Annotated in this window: 26 protein-coding genes and 1 riboswitch; all 26 genes read left to right on the top strand. The window is 45.2% G+C overall.

The window, feature by feature from the left end; genetic code table 11:
• Positions 1-240: 240 nt before the first annotated feature.
• The 26 genes from L876_RS0101475 (at position 241) to L876_RS0101350 (ending at position 20,696) form a co-directional block, all read left to right on the top strand.
• A complete protein-coding gene (locus L876_RS0101475) occupies positions 241-798 on the top strand; it encodes a hypothetical protein (RefSeq protein WP_051412835.1) in 558 nt (185 codons plus the stop codon).
• 165 nt (positions 799-963) lie between these two features.
• On the top strand, positions 964-1,590 hold the full coding sequence (locus L876_RS0101470; protein ID WP_028762160.1) for a LuxR C-terminal-related transcriptional regulator: 627 nt from the start codon (positions 964-966) through the stop codon (positions 1,588-1,590).
• A complete protein-coding gene (locus L876_RS0101465; protein ID WP_028762159.1) occupies positions 1,587-2,054 on the top strand; it encodes a curli production assembly/transport protein CsgE in 468 nt (155 codons plus the stop codon). The genes L876_RS0101470 and L876_RS0101465 overlap by 4 nt, the downstream gene beginning before the upstream one ends.
• Positions 2,055-2,070: 16 nt before the next feature.
• A complete protein-coding gene (locus L876_RS0101460) occupies positions 2,071-2,484 on the top strand; it encodes a curli assembly protein CsgF (protein ID WP_051412846.1) in 414 nt (137 codons plus the stop codon).
• Positions 2,485-2,486: 2 nt separating this feature from the next.
• The gene (locus L876_RS0101455; protein ID WP_028762157.1) at positions 2,487-3,338 is read left to right on the top strand and encodes a CsgG/HfaB family protein; all 852 of its coding nucleotides are present in this window, start codon (positions 2,487-2,489) and stop codon (positions 3,336-3,338) included.
• Between the two features lie 172 nt (positions 3,339-3,510).
• A complete protein-coding gene (locus L876_RS0101450; RefSeq protein ID WP_028762156.1) occupies positions 3,511-4,083 on the top strand; it encodes a hypothetical protein in 573 nt (190 codons plus the stop codon).
• A gap of 205 nt (positions 4,084-4,288) precedes the next feature.
• Positions 4,289-4,642: a purine nucleoside phosphoramidase gene (hinT, locus tag L876_RS0101445; RefSeq protein WP_028762155.1), complete on the top strand. Its 354-nt coding sequence runs from the start codon at positions 4,289-4,291 to the stop codon at positions 4,640-4,642.
• Positions 4,643-4,673: 31 nt separating this feature from the next.
• Positions 4,674-5,174: a PaaI family thioesterase gene (locus L876_RS0101440; protein ID WP_028762154.1), complete on the top strand. Its 501-nt coding sequence runs from the start codon at positions 4,674-4,676 to the stop codon at positions 5,172-5,174.
• Complete coding sequence (locus L876_RS0101435) at positions 5,167-5,631, top strand: PaaI family thioesterase (protein WP_028762153.1); 465 nt, start codon at positions 5,167-5,169, stop codon at positions 5,629-5,631. The genes L876_RS0101440 and L876_RS0101435 overlap by 8 nt, the downstream gene beginning before the upstream one ends.
• A gap of 44 nt (positions 5,632-5,675) precedes the next feature.
• Entirely contained in the window at positions 5,676-6,065 is a 390-nt protein-coding gene (locus L876_RS0101430) for a YcfL family putative periplasmic lipoprotein (RefSeq protein WP_028762152.1), read from the top strand.
• 117 nt (positions 6,066-6,182) lie between these two features.
• Positions 6,183-6,303, top strand: a riboswitch (TPP riboswitch).
• A 71-nt stretch (positions 6,304-6,374) separates the two neighbouring features.
• On the top strand, positions 6,375-8,522 hold the full coding sequence (locus L876_RS0101425; RefSeq protein WP_028762151.1) for a TonB-dependent receptor: 2,148 nt from the start codon (positions 6,375-6,377) through the stop codon (positions 8,520-8,522).
• A gap of 57 nt (positions 8,523-8,579) precedes the next feature.
• Positions 8,580-8,840: a YkoF family thiamine/hydroxymethylpyrimidine-binding protein gene (locus L876_RS0101420; RefSeq protein ID WP_028762150.1), complete on the top strand. Its 261-nt coding sequence runs from the start codon at positions 8,580-8,582 to the stop codon at positions 8,838-8,840.
• A gap of 37 nt (positions 8,841-8,877) precedes the next feature.
• Entirely contained in the window at positions 8,878-9,534 is a 657-nt protein-coding gene (gene pnuC, locus L876_RS0101415; protein ID WP_028762149.1) for a nicotinamide riboside transporter PnuC, read from the top strand.
• Positions 9,535-9,546: 12 nt separating this feature from the next.
• A complete protein-coding gene (locus L876_RS0101410) occupies positions 9,547-10,611 on the top strand; it encodes a phosphotransferase (protein WP_028762148.1) in 1,065 nt (354 codons plus the stop codon).
• A 163-nt stretch (positions 10,612-10,774) separates the two neighbouring features.
• Positions 10,775-11,368 (top strand): HvfX family Cu-binding RiPP maturation protein, encoded by a 594-nt coding sequence (locus tag L876_RS0101405; protein ID WP_028762147.1) that lies wholly within the window; start codon positions 10,775-10,777, stop codon positions 11,366-11,368.
• A gap of 112 nt (positions 11,369-11,480) precedes the next feature.
• On the top strand, positions 11,481-12,029 hold the full coding sequence (locus L876_RS0101400; RefSeq protein WP_028762146.1) for an NAD(P)H nitroreductase: 549 nt from the start codon (positions 11,481-11,483) through the stop codon (positions 12,027-12,029).
• A gap of 323 nt (positions 12,030-12,352) precedes the next feature.
• Positions 12,353-12,868, top strand: coding sequence for a GNAT family N-acetyltransferase (locus L876_RS0101395; RefSeq protein WP_028762145.1), 516 nt, complete (start codon positions 12,353-12,355; stop codon positions 12,866-12,868).
• A 91-nt stretch (positions 12,869-12,959) separates the two neighbouring features.
• Positions 12,960-13,559 (top strand): GNAT family N-acetyltransferase, encoded by a 600-nt coding sequence (locus L876_RS0101390; protein WP_028762144.1) that lies wholly within the window; start codon positions 12,960-12,962, stop codon positions 13,557-13,559.
• 68 nt (positions 13,560-13,627) lie between these two features.
• Positions 13,628-14,092: a GNAT family N-acetyltransferase gene (locus L876_RS0101385; RefSeq protein ID WP_028762143.1), complete on the top strand. Its 465-nt coding sequence runs from the start codon at positions 13,628-13,630 to the stop codon at positions 14,090-14,092.
• 48 nt (positions 14,093-14,140) lie between these two features.
• Positions 14,141-14,554 carry a hypothetical protein gene (locus tag L876_RS0101380; protein WP_028762142.1) on the top strand — a complete coding sequence of 138 codons (414 nt, stop codon included), beginning with the start codon at positions 14,141-14,143 and terminating at the stop codon, positions 14,552-14,554.
• Between the two features lie 162 nt (positions 14,555-14,716).
• Positions 14,717-15,109, top strand: coding sequence for a hypothetical protein (locus L876_RS0101375; RefSeq protein ID WP_028762141.1), 393 nt, complete (start codon positions 14,717-14,719; stop codon positions 15,107-15,109).
• A gap of 271 nt (positions 15,110-15,380) precedes the next feature.
• Entirely contained in the window at positions 15,381-16,067 is a 687-nt protein-coding gene (locus L876_RS0101370) for an ABC transporter ATP-binding protein (protein WP_028762140.1), read from the top strand.
• On the top strand, positions 16,033-17,058 hold the full coding sequence (locus L876_RS0101365; RefSeq protein ID WP_345939957.1) for an HlyD family secretion protein: 1,026 nt from the start codon (positions 16,033-16,035) through the stop codon (positions 17,056-17,058). Before L876_RS0101370 ends, L876_RS0101365 begins: the two co-directional genes overlap by 35 nt.
• On the top strand, positions 17,048-18,229 hold the full coding sequence (locus L876_RS0101360) for an efflux RND transporter periplasmic adaptor subunit (protein WP_028762138.1): 1,182 nt from the start codon (positions 17,048-17,050) through the stop codon (positions 18,227-18,229). The genes L876_RS0101365 and L876_RS0101360 overlap by 11 nt, the downstream gene beginning before the upstream one ends.
• Positions 18,226-19,443 (top strand): efflux RND transporter periplasmic adaptor subunit, encoded by a 1,218-nt coding sequence (locus L876_RS0101355; protein ID WP_081730610.1) that lies wholly within the window; start codon positions 18,226-18,228, stop codon positions 19,441-19,443. The genes L876_RS0101360 and L876_RS0101355 overlap by 4 nt, the downstream gene beginning before the upstream one ends.
• Positions 19,440-20,696 carry an ABC transporter permease gene (locus tag L876_RS0101350; protein ID WP_037427714.1) on the top strand — a complete coding sequence of 419 codons (1,257 nt, stop codon included), beginning with the start codon at positions 19,440-19,442 and terminating at the stop codon, positions 20,694-20,696. The genes L876_RS0101355 and L876_RS0101350 overlap by 4 nt, the downstream gene beginning before the upstream one ends.
• Positions 20,697-20,704: the final 8 nt, after the last annotated feature.

Here is a 20,704-nt window from a genome sequence, read left to right as displayed (position 1 = left end):
AATACCAGCCAAGTGGCTGGTATTTTTTTGCCTGCAATAGAAGGATGGGCATCTGTCATCTTGCACACTTTAACTTTCAAACTGTCAGCTCCTTAGTTCATGCAACAGACCTGTAGATCTGCTTTTTTATAGTAGTAAAGTATTAGACCTTTCGGTTGAATAGGCTATTAGTCTAGGGTGACTTAATACTCTTTGGGGACGAAGGATGCTTGTGATGAGGTGATAATCTTTGCAGATTAAATGGAAGAGAAACCGCACATGGGAAGTCTGCGTAAAAATTACGAGCGCTATAGAAGTTTACTAGGGATGCTGGTGCTGGTTTTGATTAGCCTTGTTTCGTTTACGTCACTTGCCAGCGTTGACTTGAGCGAGATTGACGAATTATCGGCATTCAATAATAAAGCCGCCATCAACCAGTCTGGTGATGCACTGGATGCTGATATCCATCAGATAGGTGTGACCAATTTAGCGTTAAATACGCAGAGCGGTACTGACATCTTTGTTGATATTCGCCAACAAGGCGGTGGTAATCGGAGTTTAATGGGGCAAGATGGCATCGCTATTGAGGCGAGTTTGTTGCAGGTAGGATTTAATAATTTAGTCGTCGCTTCTCAGTATGGTACAGCTTTGTCATTAGATGTTGAGCAACAGGGCAATGATAATCGCGCCATTATCTATCAAACGGGTTACGAAAATGCGGTAACGATTAACCAATATGGTTCAGGGCATGGTGTGGTTGTTGCTCAGTGGGGAAATTCGCAGAATACTGTGGTGACTCAAGGGCATGTTAATCAATAGTATTATCAGCATTTTATAGTGAAAAAAGCGATTAAACAGCTAATTTGTTCTAATCTTTTTTATCAGGTCGGATCTTAGGAATGGTTTTTATTTAGATTTTAGTTGTTATGATAGTCGCGAAACTAATGGAAATACGCTACGACGTAGCGACATGGAGTGAGCAGGATGTTCAAAGTAATTAACTGGGTAGTGGTTTCACGATCGCAATTATTAACCGACTTATTGGATACGCGATGGCCTCAAGAGTTTTTAGTTAAGCTAGCCAAAGTGTCTCCAGAGCAAGTTGAAGCGACCATGAATGAGTCAAGTTACTCATTGGTGGTGATTGATCTTTCCAGTGTTGATGTACAACGCGCCTATCAAATTCAAAAGCAGATAGAGAAGAGACACTCAGCCAGAGTCGTCTTGTTACATTATCCCCAACAGATCGATGCTCGATTTCTTATTTCACCCATTACAGCCGCCGTTTTTCTCAGTGATGCTTCGCTTGAAGAGGTGGGTAAATCTTTAAGCAATGTATTACGTGGTCAAACGATTATACCGCAGCAGTTACTGTCGTCAGCTACCGATGATGATTATGCTGACGGTGCTGATAACTTGACCGTAAGAGAGCGAGAGGTGCTGCAGGCGCTATTAAGTGGTAGCACCAATATTGATATTGCTAATCAATTGTTTGTCAGCGAAAGTACTATTAAGACTCATCTCTATCGCGTGTTTAGAAAAATTGGCGTATCCAGTCGCGGACAAGCCATTGCATGGGCACAGACCCATCTGCATGAGGTGCAGCAGTGAACCATCGATTTGGCGGGCTAATTTTTCTGCTGTGCAGTGTCACTGCGCAAGCTGCAGATACTGGTATTAACAAAGCCCACCAAGTCCAACAGCAAAGTATCAGCGATGCGCTCCCTAAACAGGAGAGTGATTTGATTGATGGGCTGATACTCAATCGCGCGATGACCAGGGTGGGTCATCGTTTTTATCGTGAATTTGTAGCGGCTTACAGAGATATTGGCGGTATGACGCAACACTCAGGTTTAAGCGTTGTTGAGCGAGCCACTGCCCGCAGTGGCAGTAAGGTGCTCATCCTACATAATCGTAAGCCGGTCTATATTACTGTGATATCGCCAGCAAGTCGCGATCTTGATAAGCAAGCGGTGGGAGCGGCTAAGCGAGTGAATCAGGTTTTGATGCAAAATCAAAAACAATCCAGTTGGGCTCAATGGTTAGATCCCGATTTGGCTCCGGATGAGTTTTAATAAGGACATTATTCATATGCATTACAAACAACTGAGCTGGTCAGCCGCTGCAATGGCGCTAATCAGCCTAGATTTGGCAGCTACTCAACTTATTTATACGCCAGTTAACCCTAATTTCGGTGGGAGTTATTTAAATGGCTCCTACCTGTTAGCTAACGCGTCAGCTCAGAATGATCATAAAGGGGGCTCAGGCTATACCCCTCCTACAGCGCTCGAACGAATGGCCAGTTCACTAGAATCGCGTTTAATGAGCCAACTATTTAATGATGCGGCTAATGGTGGTGAAGGCTATCTGAAAACCACTGACTTTGAGATCCAAGTGGTTAATGAAGATGGTATGTTGCTGGTGCATATCACCGATTTAGTCACAGGTGAAACAACAGTGATTGAAGTGGGTGGTTTAGTCGATAGTGGTACGGTAGGCGGTTAATGATGAAAAACTTTGTAATTGCGGGTGTTTTACTTTGCCTTACGGCGTGTTCCTCTGTTCCCGAACAATTTGACAATATCGAAGCCTCGAGCAGCTTAATGCCTAAAGGCGAAACCTATTACGATCTTGTCAATTTGCCGTCACCACAAGGTGCTATGGTTGCAGCAGTTTATGATTTTAGGGATCAAACTGGGCAATATAAACCGATTCCATCGAGTAACTTTTCAACCGCAGTGCCGCAAAGTGGTACAGCCTTTTTAGCACAGGCACTCAATGATTCAAGTTGGTTCGTCCCTGTTGAGCGAGAAGGGTTACAAAACCTGCTGACAGAACGAAAAATTGTAAGGGCGGGGCTTAAAGGTGATGCTAACCAACTACCTCAACTTAATTCTGCCCAAATTCTGATGGAAGGCGGTATTGTTGCTTATGATACCAACATCAAAACAGGTGGTGCAGGTGCCCGTTATCTCGGTATTGGTGCTTCAAGCCAGTTTAGGGTGGATACGGTGACGGTTAACTTACGTGCGGTTGATATTAGAACGGGGCGATTGTTAAGTAGTGTGACCACGACAAAATCAATTCTTTCTAAAGAGATCTCTGCAGGCGTGTTTAAGTTTATTGATGCACAAGAGCTATTGGAGTCGGAATTAGGTTATACCTCAAATGAGCCTGTGAGTTTATGTGTTGCCTCCGCTATTGAAAGTGCTGTGGTACATATGATTGCCGATGGTATTTGGAAAGGCGCGTGGAGCCTTGCCGATAGGCATAGTGGTTTGAATAATCCTGTGCTGCAAAAGTATTGGTTGGAGGCTCACTCACCTCTACGTGTAAGTGAAAAAATTAAGCAGGGCTAATCGGCGATGTTAGGTGCAAGATTTCAGTGCGGACTTGGAATTTTGACATGGATTTTAAAGAGGTTGAGATTGGTAGATTTTAGACTAAGCTCATACTTTTAAATAGTTTTGTTGTAATTAAATGTATCCTTTGTTATAAAGTCGCCAATTTATTGACTCTCGAAAACACCTCATGATTAGAAAGATCGCTTTATTCATTCTGGCTATTCCCTTCACGGTTAATGCGTCCGCACCATTTGGTTTAACTTGGGGGGCGCCTTTACAAGGCTATGGTGAGATCGTGGAGAATGCTTCGGAGCAAGTGGTCACCACACACACGCTTCCAAAGGGCCCTTCCATTGCTCGTTATTATGAGTTGTATGGAACGCAAGCTGCAGGCCTTTTGAAGATCATGATGCAAAGTGGCTATTATTCACAGCACAGCAGTCAGTTTGACGACGACTTCAATTTTATCAAAGCCTCTTTAATTAATATCGGTTATCACACGACTGAAAGTAAAAGTAGTGAACTTAGCTCTTATAAATGTGTGTTTCAGGGGCACTGCATAGGTAAACGCTGGTATGGCAGGCTTGATGACAACACGAGTGCATTCGTGGTGCAACAGGCACCCAATCGCAACTTACAAGGCTCTATCCAAGTTATTTTTAAATCACCTGAACAAATCGCGTTGGAGCTGGCGCGTGCAGATGCTTTAGCTGAAAGAGCAGAGAGTCAACGAGCCAATGATGAATTGGCCTTTGACTAAAGAATAGAGTTTGAGTGGCGAGGCCTATATGCAACGTATATGGCCTTACTGTTCATTGCATTTAGGTGTGTGAAACTTCGCTCCTATAGCGATTGATAATTTAAGCGCTTGGTTATTGGTCTGTTATTTACTGATGAATAGATTTATCACAACCACTGATTTGTGAGTATACTGTCAGGAATATTTTCTCTGAGAGGATGCTTCGATGGCCGAAGAAACAATTTTTAGTAAAATCATTCGACGTGAAATCCCTGCTGAAATTCTATATCAAGATGAGCTGGTTACCGCATTTAGGGACATTGACCCTAAGGCACCAACTCATATTCTGATTATTCCAAATCATCTCATCCCCACCATTAATGATGTTAAGTCTTCCGATGAGAAAGCGCTGGGGCGGATGATCACCGTTGCGGCCAAACTCGCAGATGAAGCGGGTATTGCGGAAGATGGTTATCGGTTAGTGATCAACTGTAACAAGCATGGCGGCCAAGAGGTTTTCCATATTCATATGCATCTGCTCGGTGGTGACTTTTTGGGACCATTAGTCACTAAACGTTGAATGCATTTAGGTGAATAAGAGGCCTTAGTTAATGAAAGTAAGTCCAGGTTTTTTCCCGCTGACAGGCTTAGCGACACGCTTTGTTGACCAACTGGTTCAATGTCGCCGTCTGCAGCTTAAAGTGTTAGAAGGCAGTGAGCATCATGTATTGATTGAGCTGCCTTATAGCACTGAATTGATTGGCTATCCTGATACTGGAGTGATCCACGGTGGTGTGATCACTACGCTCATGGACACGGCTAGCGGCAGTGCGGTGGTCTGCAGTATTTTCGATAAGTTTAACTCTCTAGAGCTGTCACCAACGCTTGATTTACGAGTTGATTATATGAAACCAGCACAGCCGCATAAGTCGGTTTTTGGTTTTGCTGAGTGTTACAAGCTGTCATCAAGTATCGCGTTTACCCGCGCTATCGCCTACCAAGACTCTATTGATGATCCAATAGCCCATGCCGTTGGCTCATTTATGCGTATTAGTCCTGATATGGTGGGGGATGAATTTAGACGTGCTTTAATGGGAGATGAGTATGAGTGATATTCAGCACGCATCAAGCGCCGAGTTGAACGTTAAAGAAATAGTAAAAAAAGCCACTGAATTAAATGACTTTAGTCATCTTTTAGCCCATGTTCCTTATGCTAAGTTTATCGGTATGGAGGTGGTGCGCTTTGGTGATGAGTTGGTATTCCAACTACCAGCTAAAGATGAAAATATTGGTAATCCGACTTTGCCAGCGATTCATGGTGGCGTGATAGCAGGTTTTATGGAAATGTCGGCCATTGTGCAGTTAATGGTCTTTATGCAGACCAGTAAAGTACCTAAGATTGTTGATTTCTCAATTGATTACTTGAGAGCTGGCTATCATAGAGATACCTTTGCAGAGTGTAAGATCACCCGTCAAGGTCGCCGTGTGGCCAACGTTAATATTAACTGTTGGCAGACTAATAGAAAGTCGCTTATTGCAACCGCTAGAGCTCACTTTTTAATTGAATAGAAAGTAAAAAATGGCTCATACCTAGGGTATTGAAGGAGAGATAAATGAATAAGATTATTGTCATAGCGCTACTGGCATTCGCTCTTAATGCCTGCGCGCCTCATACTGCTGGGATAATGGCCAGTTCTACGGGTGAACAACGTATCGATAACACTCGTTTTAATAGTGAGGTGTCGGTTGAACGTGTCATGGTGGTTGGTCAAGGCGATCCGTTGAAAGCCGCTGGCACTATTAGTAGTAAGGTCGCGACGGATCTACGCCTGCAGTATAAGTTTACTTGGTACGATATTAACGGCCTTACCATCGAAGATGAGGGGGTTTCTTGGAAGTCGTTAAAGTTGCACGGTAAACAGCAGATGCAGGTTAGTGCGGTAGCGCCTAATAGTAGTGCGGTGCGCTGTGAACTGTATGTGAGAAAGGCCTTTTCAAACTAGTTTATTTATTAGTGTGGCTAAGATTGTTTAAAACGTCAGCAATGCTGGCGTTTTTTTATGATTTATACCTAATTACCCGTTAAAAATGTCAACAATTTGTATGACTCATGTATAATCGCCCGGGCCAAGGGGTGTGAGTCTGTATCTCCAAGAGATACGACTAACTGAGATGTCTAGTGACAAACCCTTAGAACCTGATCCGGCTAATACCGGCGTAGGAATGGGCCACACTTACGGATTAATATAATCTCACTGTGCTTTCTTTCTCGCTTTTTTAAGTGCCGGATCTCAATATAAATTTGAGGTCCTATGTTTACAATCAAATCCTTAACACCGGTCGCACTTGCGGTCACCGCAGCGCTAACATCACAACACGCATGGTCTAATGAACTCAACACTGATAAAAGCAGTGATGAGATGGAAGTGATCGTCGTTACATCCGATTTTCGCCAGTCAAGTCTGGACAAAATGCCCTCGAGTATTACCGTTATCGATCAGCAACAGATTGAAGATGAAGGCGCACAACACTTTGAAGATCTCCTCAATTCGGTGGCCAACTTTAACTGGTCAGGTGGTAGCTCTCGCGCCAAATATTTTCAAATCCGCGGCGTAGGTGAGCAAGAAGAGTATCAAGGAGCGCCTAACTCTTCGGTTGGCTACATCATCGATGATATCGACATGTCCGGGCTTGGAATGATTGCATCGATGTACGACCTGCAGCAAGTGGAAGTGCTTAGAGGTCCTCAGGGAACTCGCTATGGTGCTAATGCCCTGGCAGGTCTTATCTATCTAAAGAGTAATGATCCCACTGATGTATTTGAACATGGCGCTGAAGTGTCGCTGGGCGATGATCAGCTGACTACATTTAGTGGTTTTAGCTCAGGACCATTAACGGACTCTGGCAAGTTACTTTACCGAGTGTCACTGCAACAACATCAACAAAATGGTTATCGCGATAACCTTTATCTAGACCGTGATGATACCAATAGTCGTGACGAGTTTAGTGGTCGGGTTAAGCTACGCTGGTATGCGACCGACGATCTTGCTATTGATTTGTCTGTACTGCACGCCGATTTCAATAATGGTTATGATGCGTGGACATTGGATAACAATGGTTTTGACACCTTAACCGATGCGCCAGGGGTGGATAAGCAGCGCACTACCGGTGGTTCTTTAAAGTTCACCTATTCTGGTGCAGAGGCGTTTGAGTTAGTGTCATTAAGCTCCTTTGCCCAAAGTGATACCCACCATGGCTACGACGGTGATTGGGCTAATCCTGATTACTGGGCGGCTAGAGTCTGTGAGGGGGCTCCTTGCCAATATGATTATACTTGGGACAAGGTTGGTGACAGACAAACTATGTCGCAAGAGTTTCGTTTAAGCTCGACTGAAGCTGGACGACTGTTTAATAACAGTACCGATTGGCTTGTGGGCGTATACGGCATGAAACTTGACGAAGACAATGATACCAATGAGTTCTATAACGGTTGGGGAGATGCGTTAACGGCCGAGTACAGTGCTACGAATCTGGCGCTGTTTGGTCAGTTAGATTCTGATTTAGGCCGAGGATATGCTTTATCAGTTGGTATGCGTGTAGAGCGCCGTGACAGTGAATATAGTGATAGCGACGGAGATGGTTTTGAACCGTCAGAAACTATGTGGGGCGGTCATATTGCATTGAGTAAAGCCTTGTCAGATAACCATGAAAGCTATTTCCGTCTTGCACGAGGCTATAAGGCTGGCGGCTTTAATATGTCACTGCCTGTTGAGTTAAGCGATAAGAAAGAGTTTGAGGCTGAAACCCTATATAACTATGAACTAGGGATTAAGTCGGTGTGGCTTGAGGGCAATGCGAGCACTAACTTTTCGCTGTTTTATATGGATAGACGCGATCAGCAAGTGTCAGCTTCACAGCAAAATCCCCTTGAGCCGCAAAAATTCATTCTTTATACCGAAAATGCCGGTAGCTCACATAACTATGGTGCAGAGCTTGAAGGTAACTGGTATGCCACCGATAATCTGAAGGTTTACGGCACATTAGGCTGGTTAGAAACTGCCTACGGTGATTATGAATATCAAGATAAGTACGGTGGAACGGTCGATCTTACGGGTCGTGAACTCGCTCATTCACCTAACTTTACCTATAGTGCAGGGACAACATATCGCACCGATAGCGGCTGGTTTGCTAATCTAACGGCCAGTGGTAAGAGTGAATTTTATTACTCTGATAGTAATGACTCTAAATCAGACCCCTATACTATTTTTAATGCGCGTATTGGTTATGAAACCGATGTATGGTCGGCATACCTTTGGGGACGTAACCTGTTTGATGAGCAATATGGCGTACGTGGCTTCTACTTTGGTAACGAGCCAGACATCGATTGGGCAGATAAGCAGTACATACGTTTTGGCGACCCACGTCAGCTAGGTGTCACCGTTAACGTGAAATTTATGTAACCCATTTTTGGTTTTTACAGGTTGCCAGCATCGGCTGGCGACCCTTTAGGAGTTGTAATGAAACTAACCGCCGAAATAAGTATGTATCCATTTAAAGAGAACTATATTGAACCAATACAGTGGTTTATTGATAGGGTGGATAGCTATAAGAGCGTTGAGCGTAAAACGAATGCCATGGCGACGCAAATTTGTGGTGAGTATAGCGAGGTGATGGCGATGCTCGCCGTTGAGATGCAAGCGGCTCATGAGAAATGGGGTAAAGCGGTATTTGTCGTCAAGTTTATTGGCGGTGAGTTGGACTTAACCCATACTCAATAATCTCTTATTTTTCCGTTGCTAAAGCAGAGTTTTTAATATGGTAGATTTTTGGTCGGCATTTGTTTCATCCCTGTCCAGCGCGATGGCACAAGCCAATGCGCTGACCTTGTGGGAAGCTATTGCGGTGGTATTAGCGATGGCGTACCTGTTGTTGGCGATGCGTGGCAGTATATGGTGTTGGTCGGCGGCGTTTTTTAGTACTGCTATCTACACGGTATTGTTTTGGGAAGTGTCGTTGTTGATGGAGTCGGTACTTAATATCTACTATATGGCCATGGCCGTATATGGCTATTGGATGTGGAGCCGTGGACGGGGAGATGATAAAGGGGTGGTCGTGGTAAGTTGGTCGTTATCTCGGCATTCATTGTTAATCGGTATCACCACGTTGGCGTCTCTCATGGTTGGCTACTTGATGGCAAACTACACTCAGGCTGCTTTTCCTTATCTCGATGCGGCAACCACCTGTTTTGCAGTAATGACGACCTACTTGGTCGCAAAAAAAGTGTTGGAAAACTGGCTTTATTGGGTCGTTATCGATGTCGTTTCCATCTATCTTTATCTCAATAAAGGACTGATGCTGACGTCACTGCTGTTTATTCTTTATGTGGGTATGGCGATAGGCGGTTATTTCTTGTGGCGAACGACGATGAGAAATGAGCAACAAAGCGCTAATGGACAATACTCTTATGAGTAGTCGAGGGGCAGATTGAGCGATTCATTGTCTGCCCTGCAGTTGTTCGATCAACTGGATGAAGAGGTGCGCCTTGCATTAAAAAATGTGGGGTGCTTACTCGACAACAACACGATGATTACTGCCTTGTCTCGTGGATTAAGTAACCATAACTACTTGATTGCCACTGAAACTGGGAAATGGGTATTGCGGCTAAATAGCGCTGCCAGTAATGGCATCTGCGACAGAAATGCAGAATTAGCGAATTGGCGGCTCGCGCAAAGTGCCGATGTTGCACCTAAGCTGCTGTTTAATAGTACCAATAATCAATGTTACCTCAGCGAATATATCGAACACAGTACTGATTGGAGTGTGTTGATGTGTGCCAATCGTGCACATCCGCTTATCGATTGTTTTGAGCCTTGGCCAGAAGCGGAACAATACCTGCTTAATTTACTTAATACCTTATCAAGTCTGCCACTGCCCATAAATCAGATGTCGCTGCCACAGCAGTGGCATGAGTATCGCCAGGCATTAACTCAACACAGCAGGCAACAGGCATGTCATCTCAATATAGTTCAGAGGCAGTTGTGGCAAACCCGTTTTAAGGTGTTGATGGCGCAGAGTGATAAGATAGAGCAGCTATTAGTTTTGCTCCAAGCTTGTATGCTTGGGCCACAATATAGTCATCGTGATCTGAACCCGCATAACCTGCTATTTAAAAAGAAACTCTGGTGCATCGACTATGAATACGCCTGCAGTTCACATCCGTTAGTGGACCTAGCGAGCGTATTGGCAACCCATAGACTGTCAACGTCCCAAAGACATACACTGATCAGCCGTTATCTTGAGCATAATCCAAACCTCACTTCAGATGCGTTAAAGGCAGTCCCTGCGGCCATTGAGATCTATTGGTATTTTGGTTGTTGTTGGGCATTGCTGATGGCTATCTCGCATCACTCAGATATGGATTCAAACACCTCAAGTGAGAACAATGACGATGATACACTCACGCGCACTGACAATTTCGAGTCATTTACCCACCACTCTTTCGACGCTTACCTCAACTGCTTCGATGATTTTATCGCTCTAATCGATTAACTTCGCCACTCGACGACTTCAGCTAACAATACCTAACATTTTTGTTGCAGCGACTTGTCAGTGCTTTGTTAATTAGCCGAAACAGATTTAATTGCGAGTCATCGAAATATAACATTGCTCTGCATGGTCTATTCTCTCAATAAACAGATTAAGGGAGTATTTCATGCAAATCAGCGCAATATACCGACAGTTTCTGACGGCTGTTAAACACAGTGATGGCCTAGCGGCCTTAGGAATAAGACTCTATCTGGCACCCGTGCTCATGCAGGCAGGTTACAATAAACTGTCGCACTTTAGTGACACCGCAGCGTGGTTTGGTAATCCAGACTGGGGATTGGGGTTGCCCATGCCTGAGGTCATGGTTGCATTGGCTGCTGGGTCTGAGTTTTTTGGGGGCATATTACTAATCCTTGGTTTAGCTACCCGGCTGATCTCTATTCCGCTCATGTTTACTATGCTCGTTGCGGCGTTTGCAGTGCATTGGGAAAATGGCTGGTTGGCGATTGCCGATGCGAGTTCATGGCTGGCTAACGAGCAAGTGTTGGCGTCTGCTGATAAATTAGCGGCGGCCAAATCTCTGTTACAAACACACGGTAACTATGATTGGCTCACTTCATCAGGTAATTTTGTGGTGCTAAACAACGGCATTGAATTTGCTGTGACCTACCTATTAATGCTATTTGCTCTAGTGATTATTGGCGGTGGGCGCTACACCAGTGTCGACTATTTGATTGCTAAGCGTAATCAGTTAACCTAAGTAATATAAGTAGATAGCTTGCTGATGTAAATCCTACTGTTTTAGTAGGATTTTTTTTAGTGATTTGTTATTCTGCTGGCTTAATGATTGATTAACAAAGCAGGAACGCCTTGTGGATGCTATTGAACTTCTTTTAACTCGACAGTCATCGCCGCGTCTAGTGGCGCCAGCCCCAAATGCTGAGCAGTTGAACACCATTTTAAGTGCAGCGATAAGAGTGCCTGATCATGCAGGTCTTAATCCGTGGGAATTCATCGTGGCTTCAGGAGATGGGTTGGCAAAGTTAGGGCAGTTGTTTGTAAACGCCAGTGCTGCTGAAGGCAGCGATGAAAGTACCCAAGCAAAAATGGCTAATATGCCGCAACGTGCCCCTATGGTGATCACTGTGGTGGCTAAAGTTGTTGAGCATGCCAAAGTGCCTGCGTTAGAGCAACACCTTGCGGTTGGCTGTGCCTGTATGGCGATGCAACAGGCAGCCTTTGCTCTTGGGCTGGGAGGCATATGGCGCACCGGAGGCTTGGCTTTTAATCGTGTTTTACATAAAGATCTAGGCTTAAGAGACAACGACCAGATCATCGGCTTTTTATACCTTGGTACGCCAGCGGTCACCGCGCCTATCAAGCCAACGAAACTGGTAACCGATGTGGTGCGCTATCTATAACTATCGGGTGGTTGACCTATCGACTTTGGTCGGGTTTACTCCTGTTGAAAACCTGTCAAAGTAGAGCTGAACCAGCATTGACCCATGCATAGGTTTTCACCCTAAGTGATTTGATTGCCCGCCTAATTAGGTGGGCATTTTTTTGTGATGATTTAGCGCAGAGTGCCGTTTTAATTCCTATTGTATTGTTTTAATTGCTATTGTATTAACAATGCTTCACATGTGTGAGCCACTAGAGGTGGCTATTAGCGCTTTCATCATCATTGGCTTACCCGTATAGTTTTGTGGAGCCCAAGGGGTTATCAAGGGATAAGGAGCTAACTTTGCTTGTTTTTCAAACAGAGCGTCTGACGGTAAGACGGCTCACAGTGGCCGATGCACCATTTATGTTGGCCATATTGAACTCCGAAGGATTTCTCAACAATATTGGCGATCGCGGCATAACCACTGTGCCGCAAGCTGAAGCTTATCTTATTGAAGGATCTCTCGACAGTTATCAGCAGAATGAATTTGGTATGTATGCGGTCACTCTTACGTCAACGGGTGAGGCTATCGGTTTAGCGGGTTTAGTGAAACGAGAACAACTCTCTGATATCGATATTGGTTATGCCTTGTTGCCGCAATATTGGCACCGTGGCTATGCCTTGGAAGCTGCTGCGGGGGTTGTAGAGCACGCTAGAGCGTTAGGGTTTAGCGAGCTGCTTGGTATTGTCAGTCCTGGTAATCAGGCATCGATTCAATTACTGGAGAAATTGGGCTTCAAATTTGACAAAGTGTTGCAGTGGGATCAAGGTGATGACGTATTGCTATATCATAAAGCACTTGAAATTATTGATTAAAATTTGCTAGGTTAATGCTTCGTCCTCGAGGTTGCCCTTTTCATCAAATGATCACATACGATTGTTATAACGTAATTGACGCAGAGGTATTATGAGTAATGCAAAGGTGCCAAACGCGCTGGTTGGTGAACGGGTTATTTTAGAGCCAATGATGCGAGAACACATAGCAGCGTTATCGGTGGCGGTGTGTGATGGTGAACTTTGGCGGCTGTGGTACACCAATGTTCCGCATCCCGATGAGATGAAAACCTATGTTGAGGCCGCGATTGCAGCTGAAGCACGCGGCGAAGCTTTGGCTTATATTGTGCGAGACAAATTTACCGGTGAAGTTGTTGGTGCTACACGTATTATGGCATGGGATCAGCCTAATCGGCGCTTAGAGATTGGTCACACTTGGTATGCTAAAAGCGCGCAGCAAACGGGAATAAATACTGAGGCTAAATATCTTCTGTTGAGTTATGCATTTGAAACCTTAGATGTAATGGCTGTAGAGTTTAGAACCCATTGGCATAATCAACGTTCCCGTGAAGCGATAACGCGTATCGGTGCGAAACAAGATGGCGTATTACGTAATCACCGCCTGCTTAAAGATGGAACGGTTAGGGATACCGTAGTTTATTCAATTATCGATAGTGAGTGGCCTGACGTTAAGCAGCAGTTAAGATCAAGAATCGCGCAATACGCCAGATAAGTATCAGGCACTTAAGTTGTTGCTGCGTGTTGGCAGAGTGAAATAGAGATTTATATCAAGGAGGATAGATGTCGGGTGAAATTAAGAGTGCGACGATAACAGAGCTGGATGCTGTGGCATTATTATTTGATGAGTATCGACAGTTTTACCAGCAAGAAGCTGACTTAGATTTAGCTAGGCAGTTTATTAACGCCCGTATAAAACATAACGATTCGGTGATTTATGTTGCATTAGATACCCAAGGGCATGGTCTTGGTTTTTGTCAGCTTTATCCGACCTTTAGTTCAATCTCTGCATGTTCGATATTAATTCTGAGCGATTTATATGTGACGCAGCATGCCCGATGTGTGGGCCTTGGACGTCGACTGATGAATTGTGTGCTGGAGTATGCTTACGCCAATAGAATTACCTCAATTACCTTAGAAACTCACAAGAATAATCAGCAAGCTCAGGCGCTATACGAGTCGCTAGGCTTTGTTCTGGATAAGGAGTTTTTAAGATATTCACTTGATGTTGAGCGCGTTCTAAAGTAGAAATGGAGCAATAACAACTCAGTTCATACTTGGTCAAGGAATGTCTCAATGCGCGTAAAGTTTTTAATGCCAGCTTTGATATTGGTCTCTTTTGGTAGCATAGCTCAGGAGGTTGAATTAACGCCTTCGCCAGCGGAAATCGAATTTAACAAGGAAGTATTGGCATGTGCAGCCTATTATCAAATTGCTTCAGATGCCATCTCTAACATGAATGCGCCACAGATGCAGGCGGTGGGTGATCGCCTTAAGCAGTCAGGCCTCGATGCGGTGACATTGGCAAAAAAATATCAAAGTGAGTCAGAGGTGAATGCAATATTGGCGCAGCAAGTTGCCGCGCAGCAGGCCAGCTTACCCAGTAATAAAAATTTAGGTGGGTTAATGGGCCGTTATAAAACTCAATGTCAAAGCCTGTTGGCCAATCCACAAAAACGATTAGATTATTGGGTAATGGCTACCATGTAATACCTATCAGTATAAAAAAGTGATTGTTCAGATCGTTATGCTGCGTGGTATCAGTTAATAAAAGCGTGCGTTAAAGCACGCTTTGCTGTTTTTGATGAAACGATTTCCCCCTTAACTTGGTCTATCTCCATGGGCTTCCATTTGCGTATTGCCGGAGAAAAAATGAACATCTATTTTGTCATCGCAGCGACATTTGCACTCTTGACCTGTGTTGGGCATTTTACCATAGGTATTAAATCCTTCTTGACCCCCATGCTCGATGCCAATTTTGACCCGATTGCGCAGAAAATCATGCAGTGTGTGTTTCATTACGTGTCAGTGTTTTTAGTGATGTCGACATTAGTCTTGTATGCGTGTGGCTTAGAGATGGTTTCTATTATGCAAGGCTATGGCCTAGTGTTGTTTATCGCATTAAACTATCTACTGTTTGCGGTTTGGCAGATCTACATTGGTTTCTTTTCTGATATTGAGTCGCCGTTTAAATCTCTGTTTCAATGGATCTTCTTTGCTGCGATAAGTTTTTTTACCCTGCTAGGGGTGTTCCAATCTCTATGATCTTTGGCTGCAATGCAAAGTTATATAAATTCAATTGCATAATGCTATCGCATTAGGGCAAACTATTGACCGTGTTGTGACAAGGATCGTTTATCACCACTACTTAGATACTTTTTTCGCGTGTAATCGTTAACGATCCCTGAAGGGGTAATGCCAACAAAACTCGTCAATTAGACTTGGTCATTAAGGCTGTGAAACAGAAGTTATAAATGTTTGGGATGAACTTAAGTATGAGGGCTAAGGAGTTGCCAATGGTTTCGAGAATAACCTTATGATCACCGTAAAAGCGTTAACTAAATCCTATCAAATGGGTGAATCGCAAGTACTCGCGCTGCGTGGCGTAGAATTTAACATTAAGGCCAATGAATTTGTTGCCATCATGGGGCCACCAGGGTCGGGTAAGTCAACATTGATGAATATCATTGGTTGTTTAGACAAGCCCAGCAGTGGTAGCTATCAACTCAATGAGCAAGAGGTGGCCAGTTTAGATGACGATCAACTCTCGGCTGTACGCAACAAAGAGATTGGCTTTGTATTTCAAAGTTTTCACCTACTTCCCCGTATGAGTGCACTACAAAACGTATTGTTACCATTGCGCTTTAGCGAACATCAGCAAGACAGCGATGCCTATGCTCAATCATTATTAGCCAGAGTCGGTTTAGGCGAGCGCCAAGACCATCGTCCTAACCAGTTGTCGGGTGGCCAACGACAGCGGGTGGCGATTGCTCGGGCATTAGTGAATCGGCCTGCCATATTGTTAGCCGACGAACCCACAGGTGCGCTGGACAGTAAAACCTCGGTGGAGATCATGGCGCTGTTTACTGAACTGCATCAAGCGGGCCAAACCATTATTTTGGTGACCCACGAAGAGGAGGTCGCCGCCTATGCGCAGAGAATCATCCGTATGCGTGATGGTGAGATTATTGAGATTGAAAATCGAGGCCAAGATGCAGCCTAAACATTTTGCCGTTGCGCTGAGTCTGTTGTTGATGTCTTGTCTGAGTCTATTCACTTATAGTGAGCCAGCCTATGCTGAGCCATCGCTGCTACTAACAGGTAAGATTGCTTCCGTCGAGTCACAGACCTTCACTGTTCCCAAAGCGGGTGATGCGTGGCGGTACCAGATCCAATGGCTGTTGCCTGAGGGGACGCTAGCGACGGCGGGCCAAAGCGTGGTGATCTTCGATAAAAGTCAGATCGCTAATCAAATAGAGCAGTTAGAAGCCAGCTTACTCAGGGTGACGGCGCAAGAACAGAGCACCGCCATTGAGCTAAAAGCCGCAGTATTACAAGCGCAGTTCAATCTCAAACAGCGTCGTCTAGAGGTTGAAAAAGCGCAGCTTGATGCCGATGTGCCCGCTGAATATATTGCCGCAAAAGAGTACGCCGAAAACCAATTTAAATTGCTGCAAGCTAAATCAGAGCAAACTAAAGCGCGACAGGCATTAGCCGAAGTGTTGGAAAAGCAGTTGGCGAGCCGACAACAGTTGGCTATCGATAAACAAAAAGCCAAGTTGGAGCTGAGTCAGGCACTTCGAGGGTTAGAGCAACTTGAGCTAAAGGCTCAAATTTCAGGCCCTGTGCTTTATGAGCGAGATCCTTGGTCAGAGAAAAAGTATGGCGTTGGTGACACGGTTCAAATTGGTCGACAGATAGCCACCATTCCAGCACTCGACCGGTTAGAGGTGGCTGCTTGGGTTAATGAAATTGACGTGGACAGGGTAAAGCTTAAACAAGCAGTAACATTACGGTTAGACTCACAGCCGGATATTACTTTTTTAGGCAGTATTAATAGTATTGGCAAGCAAGCTATTACTCAGCCTGCGTGGGGACGGAGTAAATGGTTTAAGGTGGGCATAGATTTTAATCTTGCCAGTACCAATCTTGCATTGGTGCCAGGGATGAGTGTGTTAGTCACAGCGCAGGAGTCGACGCACGATGAAGGTTAAGTTAGTGGTAAATCGTTTCGTGCCCTTATTGTGCAGTGCACTGCTTTTAGCGGGATGCAGTCAAGGTGCGGTAACAGTTGTTGAGCAGGGCGTGTTACTTCAAAAGGTAGAAGTGACTGGTGAGTTAGTGTCAGCCGACACTATCTCAATGATGCCACCCGCCATAAGAAGAGTGTGGCAATACCAAGTCAAACAGCTGGCGCCCGAGGGTAAAGCTGTTGCAAAGGGGGAGGTCGTAGCACGACTTGATACCTCTGAATTAAGTCAGCGACTCTCTGTCAGTGAAGCCAGTCTGGCCGCCACGGAGCAAGATATAGAAACCTCAAAATTGCGTAATGCCAAACGTATGGAGGAGCTACGACTCGATTTAGCCGAAGCGAAAATGAACTTTGAAAAAGCGGAGCGTAAGTTCAAGTTATCTGATGAGACGGTTGCCCTCATTGAAAAAGAGAAATACCAGCGTGATACAGAGATAGCCAAAGACCGGGTCGTGTTAATTGAACAAAAAATTGCGCTTGAGTCTCAAGGTGCAGAGCAGCGTCAAGCCATGCTTCTCGGGGATAAGCAAAAGTTTTCGGCTGAAGTGTCTGCATTGAAAACAGGTATCGCGTCGATGACGCTGAAAGCACCACGTGCTGGCATGGTTGTGTATGGCAACGATCCACAAGGGAATAAAATCAAAGAGGGCCAATCAGTTTTTGCGGGTGACTCAGTATTATCGATTCCTGATTTGTCTCATATGCAGGTCAATATGACTATTCCTGAGGTTGAGGCGAAACGTGTTCAGTTAGGTCAAGTGATCAATATTCGTCTTGATGCCAACCCTGAGCGCGTTTTTAAGGGGAAAATAGTCGAATTGGGCGCTGTGTTTCGCAACAAGAATCAAGATGTTCCTTTGGTGGTCTTTGACGCCGTAGCCAGTATTGATGAACCCGACAGTGAGCTGATGCGGCCGGGCATGGCGGCCAAAATATCTATCGATATTGCTCAAGGTGAAGCTGCGACGTTACTTGCCACTGAAGCGGTGCATTTCGACGCAGGGCAAGCCTATGTATTTCGCCCATCCCTATTTGGCACCCGCAAACAGGTCATAACCTTAGCGGATATTGGCAGTGAGCGGGTGTCGATAAGCCAAGGATTAAGCATCGGTGATGAGGTGTTACTGCCATGAATATGACTGTGAAATACGTTAAAGCTGTGGCGTTACTTATCATGGTGATGACGCTGTTTGGCTGCTCGCCACAACCCAGTGATGGGGTGCTAACCATGGTGGTTGAGCAACGTGATTTTAATGTGCAAATACCGGCCACTGGCGAGTTAGAAGCGAGCCAGTCGACAGCGGTTACAGTTCCATCAGGCTTACGCGGTCCGCAGTCTTTGGCTTGGATACTCGACAATTTTAGTTGGGTTAAAGCAGGCGATGTGGTGGCCAGAATGGACCCCACCAGAGAAAGTTATCGACTGGAAAGAGAGCGTTTTGACTTTAGCAAGTTGGATCTTGATAGCAAGATTCAACAGGAAAAAGACAAAACCGTCAGTCAAGAATTGCAAGCTGGCACAGAAATAACGGGTAAAGAGAAAGCACTGGCGGAACAGTTTTTCAGTGAAGATGAACGTGTTTACACCAAAATCGAGATCATTGAGCAGATGCGTAACCAAGATTACCTAGGTGCTAAGATGGACTATTTTGACTGGGGGTTGGCTCAGCACGATGCGCAGGCACAAGCCGAACAAGATTTGATCACCCTTAAACAACAGGGCCACCAAGCAAAAATTCGACGATTTGAGAATAACTTAAATCAGATGGAGATCACTGCGCCCCATGACGGCTTATTTGTTTACCAAGCTGGCTGGGATGGGGCATCGCCCGTTGTCGGCGATATGATGTGGTCCGGCTTTACCATAGGTACCTTACCCGATACCTCAGTGATGCAAGCCAAATTGTTTGTGCTTGAGTCAGAAGCGGCTGGCTTGACCTTAGGTCAGCCAGCCAGTATTACCTTGGATGCATACCCCAACAAAAGCTTTAATGGCAAAGTGGTGCAGTTGGATGCGCTAGCTAAGCCAAAAGAGAAAGATAGCCCTGTTAATTACTTCCAGTTTACCGTGAGTTTAGATGAAACCGTAGCCGCTATTATGCAGCCGGGTCGTCAACTGTCAGCGACAGTGCATGCCTTGTCTGTTGAACAGGTTATTACAGTTCCTAACCAGGCACTGTTTCAAAAGGAGGGGGCGTATTGGGTCTACCTTAAGACTGCTAAAGGCTTTACTAAGCAAGTTGTGACCACAGGCCAACGTAGTATCGATATGACCGTCATCACGGATGGTCTCTCAGCCGGAGATGTGATTGCCTTGACCACGCCACCTAAAAGGAGTCGGGTATGAGATCTCAACAAAGGATGACTCGGACTTTACAAGGTATCGCGCAAGCATTTGATGAGATGCGTCACCATAAATTGCGAACATCACTTACGCTGCTTGGTATGGTGTTTGGTGTCGGGGCGGTGATAGCGATGCTTAGTGTTGGCGAGGGTGCTGAGCGAGAAGCACTCAAAATGATCGAGTCCATGGGGGTGCGTAATCTAGTGGTGAATGCCCGCGTGGCCGATGGTGATGCACTCAAATCTGTGCGAGAACACAGCGTGGGGCTGAGCCTGAGAGATGTGCAAAGCGCCGAGCGTACATTGCCGTTTGTGGAAGATTGGAGCGCGCAGAAACAGGTTAAAACCTTTAGCTTATTTAGTCGTCAAGGCCGCAGCGATGCTATGGTATATGGGGTCACACCCAGCTATTTTCGTTTAAGCGCGTTTAATGTGGCTAAGGGACGTGCGTTAACGCCTGATGATGAAAGCCACTATCGTCAGGTTGCGGTGCTCGGTGGTGAAGCCGCGCGCAGCTTATTCCCAAGAGGAGAAGCCGTTGGCGGCTTAGTTAAAGTCAATCATCAATGGTTTACTGTAGTTGGTGTATTGTCGGAAGGGGAAACGGGTCAGTCTAAGATAGCTGGCGTAAAGCTGGGCGGCGAACGTAATCAGGTATTTATTCCTTTAGCCACAGCGCTAAAGAAGATGAACTTTAAGGCCCTAGAAGATGAACTTGATGCCATAAAATTAGCCATCAAAGAAAACATCAATCCGTCATTGGCAGCCAAGAGTTTGGGACACCTGTTTGAGCGTCGTCATGGTGGAGAGAAGGATTATGAGATTGTCGTGCCTGCGGATCTGTTGGCGCAACATCAGAAAACTCAAAAAATATTCAATATTGTTATGGCGTGTGTCGCTGGGATCTCATTGCTGGTTGGCGGTATTGGCATTATGAATATTATGTTGGCGACGATCATGGAGCGCACTTCAGAAATTGGGCTACTTCGAGCACTTGGTGCGAGACGTAAGGATATTGCTCGTCAGTTTTTGATTGAGAGTATTGCTATCTCCGCAACAGGTGGGGTGATAGGTATTGTGGTGGGTTTGCTGCTTGCATTGGTTATCTCTGCCGCTGCTGGCTGGCCGGTGGCTTGGTCAGGTTTTGCTATTATTTTGTCGCTCGCGGTATGCATGACAATCGGTATCGGTTTTGGTCTGTACCCCGCACAAAAGGCGGCTAGATTAGATCCGATTGTAGCACTACAGCGAGATTAGCATTTGGT

Source organism: Shewanella colwelliana ATCC 39565 (assembly GCF_000518705.1).
Lineage (GTDB): Bacteria > Pseudomonadota > Gammaproteobacteria > Enterobacterales > Shewanellaceae > Shewanella > Shewanella colwelliana.
This window is presented reverse-complemented; position numbering and strand designations above follow the sequence as displayed.

Excerpts from the sequence above, each read along its gene's own strand:
- L876_RS0101355 (WP_081730610.1), top strand. The coding sequence starts at position 18,226 with ATGAATATGACTGTGAAATACGTTAAAGCTGTGGCGTTACTTATCATG.
- L876_RS0101460 (WP_051412846.1), top strand. The coding sequence starts at position 2,071 with ATGCATTACAAACAACTGAGCTGGTCAGCCGCTGCAATGGCGCTAATC.
- L876_RS0101470 (WP_028762160.1), top strand. The coding sequence starts at position 964 with ATGTTCAAAGTAATTAACTGGGTAGTGGTTTCACGATCGCAATTATTA.
- hinT (WP_028762155.1), top strand. The coding sequence starts at position 4,289 with ATGGCCGAAGAAACAATTTTTAGTAAAATCATTCGACGTGAAATCCCT.
- L876_RS0101360 (WP_028762138.1), top strand. The coding sequence starts at position 17,048 with ATGAAGGTTAAGTTAGTGGTAAATCGTTTCGTGCCCTTATTGTGCAGT.
- L876_RS0101440 (WP_028762154.1), top strand. The coding sequence starts at position 4,674 with ATGAAAGTAAGTCCAGGTTTTTTCCCGCTGACAGGCTTAGCGACACGC.
- L876_RS0101405 (WP_028762147.1), top strand. The coding sequence starts at position 10,775 with ATGCAAATCAGCGCAATATACCGACAGTTTCTGACGGCTGTTAAACAC.
- pnuC (WP_028762149.1), top strand. The coding sequence starts at position 8,878 with ATGGTAGATTTTTGGTCGGCATTTGTTTCATCCCTGTCCAGCGCGATG.
- L876_RS0101430 (WP_028762152.1), top strand. The coding sequence starts at position 5,676 with ATGAATAAGATTATTGTCATAGCGCTACTGGCATTCGCTCTTAATGCC.
- L876_RS0101475 (WP_051412835.1), top strand. The coding sequence starts at position 241 with ATGGAAGAGAAACCGCACATGGGAAGTCTGCGTAAAAATTACGAGCGC.
- L876_RS0101420 (WP_028762150.1), top strand. The coding sequence starts at position 8,580 with ATGAAACTAACCGCCGAAATAAGTATGTATCCATTTAAAGAGAACTAT.
- L876_RS0101435 (WP_028762153.1), top strand. The coding sequence starts at position 5,167 with ATGAGTGATATTCAGCACGCATCAAGCGCCGAGTTGAACGTTAAAGAA.
- L876_RS0101450 (WP_028762156.1), top strand. The coding sequence starts at position 3,511 with ATGATTAGAAAGATCGCTTTATTCATTCTGGCTATTCCCTTCACGGTT.
- L876_RS0101425 (WP_028762151.1), top strand. The coding sequence starts at position 6,375 with ATGTTTACAATCAAATCCTTAACACCGGTCGCACTTGCGGTCACCGCA.
- L876_RS0101455 (WP_028762157.1), top strand. The coding sequence starts at position 2,487 with ATGAAAAACTTTGTAATTGCGGGTGTTTTACTTTGCCTTACGGCGTGT.
- L876_RS0101350 (WP_037427714.1), top strand. The coding sequence starts at position 19,440 with ATGAGATCTCAACAAAGGATGACTCGGACTTTACAAGGTATCGCGCAA.
- L876_RS0101385 (WP_028762143.1), top strand. The coding sequence starts at position 13,628 with ATGTCGGGTGAAATTAAGAGTGCGACGATAACAGAGCTGGATGCTGTG.
- L876_RS0101380 (WP_028762142.1), top strand. The coding sequence starts at position 14,141 with ATGCGCGTAAAGTTTTTAATGCCAGCTTTGATATTGGTCTCTTTTGGT.
- L876_RS0101375 (WP_028762141.1), top strand. The coding sequence starts at position 14,717 with ATGAACATCTATTTTGTCATCGCAGCGACATTTGCACTCTTGACCTGT.
- L876_RS0101390 (WP_028762144.1), top strand. The coding sequence starts at position 12,960 with ATGAGTAATGCAAAGGTGCCAAACGCGCTGGTTGGTGAACGGGTTATT.
- L876_RS0101370 (WP_028762140.1), top strand. The coding sequence starts at position 15,381 with ATGATCACCGTAAAAGCGTTAACTAAATCCTATCAAATGGGTGAATCG.